This window comes from Planktothrix sp. FACHB-1365, assembly GCF_014697575.1.
In the GTDB taxonomy this organism is placed as follows: Bacteria; Cyanobacteriota; Cyanobacteriia; order Cyanobacteriales; family Microcoleaceae; genus Planktothrix.
This window is the reverse complement of record NZ_JACJSC010000062.1, coordinates 1-5,079: the sequence shown is the minus strand read 5'-3', so window position 1 is coordinate 5,079 and position 5,079 is coordinate 1. Positions and strand designations below refer to the sequence as shown.

Here is a 5,079-nt window from a genome sequence, read left to right as displayed (position 1 = left end):
TAGGGAAGGGCATTCCCGAATTAACGCTACAGGAGTTGGAGTCTCTACTCTTCTTGGGGCAACCCTGGTTGAGCAAATTCTGACGTAGAATGTAGAATCCCCGTCTCTTCAGAGCGGGGAGTGTCAAAAACCGTTGATCTTATATAATAATTAAGACTGAATCAATGGAAACTCTCATGTCCGGTTTTGTAAACAAGCAAATTTAGTGATAAATTGTCAGGGTTTAACCCTAACTCGTGATGATGCTGCAAAACTTGACACTCAGTCGGTTAGGATAGGGATCTGTTTTTTTTAGATCTGATGGATTCAGATCGGTTAAAGTCAAAGCATCATTGATCCATTATCCAGGGAACTGCTCTGTGCTGTTCACCCTTGGCTCCTGTCTCTTGCTTCCTATCTTCTACTATGCCCAAGCTACGTCAATCTTCATTTCGCCGGATTCTACTGACGCAGATTTTGCTGCTTAGTCTTCCTGTGCTGCTTGTGGGAGAGTATGTTACTTATAGAAAAGCTCGTTCTGGTTTATTGGAAACAGCCCGTTTTAACTTAACAGAGAGTGCTACTAAAAAAGCACAAACCCTTGAAGAATGGACTGCTTCTATCCAGTCTAATTTGAGGATTGCAACGGACAATATTGTTTTACAATCAGGAAAAGCTCAACAGTATTCTGTTTTTCTCTCCCAGCTTAAAGGGCAAATGTTTCCTGCGGTTAATTGTCTACAATTGACTGATCTGCAAACAGAACAAGTGGTTGCGAGTACCTGTGGAAAACAGCCCATCTATTCTATCCCGAAAAATTTCTGGCCTTTACAAAAGCCTCAAAACGCTGAGATTTATATTAATTATTTAGCTCCTGAAGTTGATTCACAGCAGTCAGATTGGCAAAATCAAGTTAGATTAGTATTTAGTTCGCCAATTTATCTTAATCAGAATAACAATAAAAGCGTATTAAAATATGCGTTAAGTTTGCAATCAACCTTATATTTAGAAGCCAAAGATCGTCCTAAATCTTTAACAGGATTTACAGTGATTATTGATCAAGGGGGAACTATTATCAGTCATCCTAACATTGATCAAGTGGGACGTAATATTGAAGAAGAAACAGATTCTGATCGATTAAATAATTTATTATCTAATGCTCTGGCGGAAAATAGAAATTCTTTTATTCATTTATTTTCTTTTGATAAATCCGGTCGGGAACTTTTAGCAGGATATGATGCAATTCCTAGCCCAATTACCCAGGAAAAGGATAATCAGTGGGTGGTTTTAGCGGTTGTTGATTTAGACGATGCTTTGTCAGGATTAAGAGATATTAAATCTTTGTTAATTTCATTAATTTTATGTTTGGTTATTGCCAGCATTATTGCAGCCCTTTATATTTCCAGAGATTTAGCTTATCCCTTAGAAAAGTTGAGAGATTATGCCCTAAAAGCTAATGATTTGGATACTCCGGGTAATGTTCCTCGAAATCTTAAAATTCGAGAATTTAATCAATTAGCTGAAGCTCTGAATACTATGGTCGGGAGTCTTAGAGCCAGAGCGCAAGCTTTAGAGTATGCGTCCAAAGAAGCTAAAGTCGCTAATCGATTGAAAAATGAATTTTTGCGCGTTGTTTCTCACGAATTAAGAACCCCTTTAAATGGGATTATTAATTCCATTAACTTAATTCAAGATGGATTTTGTGATACCCAAGAAGAAGAGGACGATTATCTTCAAATTGCCTATGATTCTAGCAAACATTTATTAAATTTAGTCGATGATATTTTAGATATTGCTTTAATTGAAGAAGGCAAGTTATCGGTCATGCTTGAACCAACGGATTTAGAACAAACCCTGAAAGATGCAGTGAATTTAAAAATGGTAGATATTCAACAAAAAGGCTTAACTATTGCTCTACCCATTCTAAATAAACCGATTATTGTTCACGCTGATCCTGATAAGTTAAAGCAAGTTTTTATTAATATTATTGATAATTGCGTCAAGTTTACAAAGTCTGGAGGAATTACAATGGCAACCTGCATTGAATCTATCTCAAATTCCCCGGAAAATTCTGATACTAATACTCTTGAAATACCGGAAGATGAACCCCGCTCAAAATCAGATTTAATGCGGTATCAAGTTGTGGTAACCATTAAGGATACCGGAATTGGAATTGCGCCGGAACAACAGCAAAAAATCTTTCAACCGTTTGCGATGGTGGATGGTTCAACGACACGGGAATTTGGGGGAATTGGATTAGGTTTAGCGATTTCTCGGAGTTTAATGCAAATGATGGGGGGTTATATTGTTCTCGATAGTGCGGGGTTAAATAAAGGAACAACCGTGATGATTGGAATTCCTTTGTCCGATACTGATGTTAAATCGCTAGAAAATCAAGGTTCAATTTCTCCTCCTAAAGTTAACTCAGTTTCAACTTAGGAATGAAAAATCAATAACTTGTAAATGTTCCCTACTCTAATAAAATAGGCTGTCCATCTGCTTTTAACGATTCACTCAACCCACCCAAAATGTTAACTAATTCTGCACCAACCCAACCGGAAGAAATGGGGGAAGGTTGATGATTTTGAATTGAATCGAGAAAGCGATCGCAAACTTGAGCTAAGGGTTCACGATGTTGAATGGGGATAATTTCTCGATTTAATCCCGCCGCTTTCCAAGTCTGATCAATTCGATTAAAATAACCGTGTTGTAAAGTAAGAGGAGCTTCTGATTGAAGTTCATCAAAGATTAAGGTTCCCTGAGTTCCAACGGCTGCTAAACGACGCTGTTTGTCAGGATTTAGCCAACACAAATGCAGAAACGCTTGAAATCCACTGGGATAAGTTAAATTAGCAATCACTAAATCCGATAACCCTGATTCAGGTTGTAACCAAACCGTTCCAGTCGCTTTAACTTTGATGGGTTTTTCCCCTAACCACTGGTTAAAAATTCCAATATCATGAATGGCTAAATCCCATAACGCATCAACATCTTGTCGGACAGGCTCTAAATGGGTTCGGGTGGCGTAACCATAGCGTAATTCTCCTAATTTTCCTGATTGAATAACCCTTTGACCCTCTTCTACAGCAGGATGAAATAAATAAGTATGATCCACAAAAAGTTGCTTCTGTTTTTGTTGTGCTAATTCACACAATTGCAAAGAGTCAGAAACACTGAGCGTTAAAGGTTTTTCTGTAAAAACATGACACCCGTTTTCTAAGGCGGTTGAAATTAAAGGAAAATGTGTTACCGCCGGAGTCGCAATTACAACGGCATCTAAATTCGGTAAATTCCAAATGGTTGACCCATCGGTTACTAACCTGACCGTTTCAGGGAGTTGAAATCGTTCTCTAACTGCTTGTAAACGATCAGGATTAGAATCTACAATCGCCACAATTTGAGAGTCAGGATGTTGGTGGAAGTTACGGATTAAATGAACACCCCAACGACCTGCACCAAAGATAGCAATATTAATTGGATGAGTCATAGGAATTAAGAAAATATTGTGTCAGTTGTCAGTTATCAAGTATCCGCATTATCAGTTGTTCAGTGTTTAAGGGATTAATGCTGAAGAGTTGTTAGATTTTCGGTATCTACTAACGAAAGAAATGCAACTTGAGCCGCCGCTTGTTCAGCCGCTTTAATTGACCGTCCCGTTCCTTCACCCAGTTTACGACCTTTTAACCAAACTTCTGCGGTAAAACGTTCTTGATCGTTATGAATTTGGCGATTTTGCTGCACCTTATATTCCGGCAAAATTTTATAATGACTTTGCGTCCATTCCTGTAAAGCGGCTTTATAATTATGACGAGCCGGATCTCGAATAATCTCTGCGGCTCGTTGTTGAAAATGGGGATCTAACCAAGGACGAATTAAGGTTAAATCGTGAGTCCCCAGATATAACGTTGCTAATACGGCTTCAAAACAGTCCGCCAGACGAGATTCTTCCCCAGCTTTGTCCCGCATTGCACTGCCTGCGGCCAGCAAAAATTGGGACATTCCGTAATAATCTGCGATTTCCGCTAAAGTGCGATCGCTGACTAAAATTGAACGAATTGCCGCAAATTCTCCAACCGGACAGTGGGGATAAACTTCAAATAACAACTCAGACGCCACCAACCGCACCACCGAATCTCCGACAAACTCCAATTGTTCATAATTGGCCTCTGCTGACAATGTAGGGTGAGTTAAAGCCAAATCTAACAAGTCCCAGGGAATGGGGGCCTGATTAGAAAGTCCCAAACGTTGGATCAGCTTTTGTAACTGGCGTTTTCGATTTGGATAGCCAAGAGTCATAGTGTGGAAGTGGAACAGGCATCTTGCCTGTCAATCAAGTCAAGTGTGTGTCACAGGCATCTTGCCTGTTATGTTAGTCAAAAAAGGAGGGAAAGAGTCAGACATAAGCCGGGTTCTGTTATCCAGGCTGAAATCAGCTTTGGATGGCGATTATCTATCTGGGATGTCTGTTACCAAACACCTCTAGCGGTACCACTTTTGAGCGGAACGGGAAAAAGACCAACCTTAGTTCCTCCGACCTTGCTCCCAACCGGGGTTTACCGAGCCAACGCCTCACGACGTTGCTGGTGCGCTCTTACCACACCTTTGCACCCTTACCCCTTATCAGTTATCAGTTATCAGTTATCAGTTATCAAAAGATTGACTGTTCACGGTTGACTGTAAAAAGGCGGTATCTTTCTGTGGCACTATCCTCACGATTACTCGCACTGGGCGTTACCCAGCAAGTTTGGTCTTTCGGGAGCCCGGACTTTCCTCAGACTTTTAACAAGTCCGTAATCGCCTGCGCTTACTCTTTACCCCCTTTTCTATACTACTGCAACTGTTCTCCAGTTGATAGCATTTCCCCATAGACGAGAAGCTGACTAATCCGTTGTTTTGCCTTTGCTACTATTTCGGGATCTAATTTTTTATAAGACAAGCCTGGGAGATTGAAAACGAGCGTGTCTTCAGACCTGAGATGAAAATCGACCCAGGGGAATTTATTCCCCGTGAATATTTTCCTGATTTGTGTTAACATAGAAACAGGTCGAAACAAGGAGAATTCCATGATAGTTTTAGAATACAAAGTTAAAGGCAAACCCA

At 40.1% G+C, this 5,079-nt stretch carries 3 protein-coding genes and 1 other RNA gene; 1 reads left to right on the top strand and 3 read right to left on the bottom strand.

What is annotated here, in order from left to right; genetic code table 11:
- The first annotated feature begins 405 nt into the window (after positions 1 to 405).
- Positions 406 to 2,418 (top strand): sensor histidine kinase, encoded by a 2,013-nt coding sequence (locus H6G57_RS28565; protein ID WP_190525221.1) that lies wholly within the window; start codon positions 406 to 408, stop codon positions 2,416 to 2,418.
- Between the two features lie 31 nt (positions 2,419 to 2,449).
- Here the strand turns inward: H6G57_RS28565 and H6G57_RS28560 are convergent, their stop codons facing one another.
- The 3 genes from H6G57_RS28560 to rnpB form a co-directional block, all read right to left on the bottom strand.
- On the bottom strand, positions 2,450 to 3,466 hold the full coding sequence (locus H6G57_RS28560) for a Gfo/Idh/MocA family protein (RefSeq protein WP_190525219.1): 1,017 nt from the start codon (positions 3,464 to 3,466) through the stop codon (positions 2,450 to 2,452).
- 74 nt (positions 3,467 to 3,540) lie between these two features.
- Positions 3,541 to 4,275 (bottom strand): ribonuclease III, encoded by a 735-nt coding sequence (rnc, locus tag H6G57_RS28555; RefSeq protein ID WP_190525217.1) that lies wholly within the window; start codon positions 4,273 to 4,275, stop codon positions 3,541 to 3,543.
- Positions 4,276 to 4,364: 89 nt separating this feature from the next.
- An RNA gene (gene rnpB / locus H6G57_RS28550) (RNase P RNA component class A) lies at positions 4,365 to 4,790 on the bottom strand.
- Positions 4,791 to 5,079 lie beyond the last annotated feature (289 nt).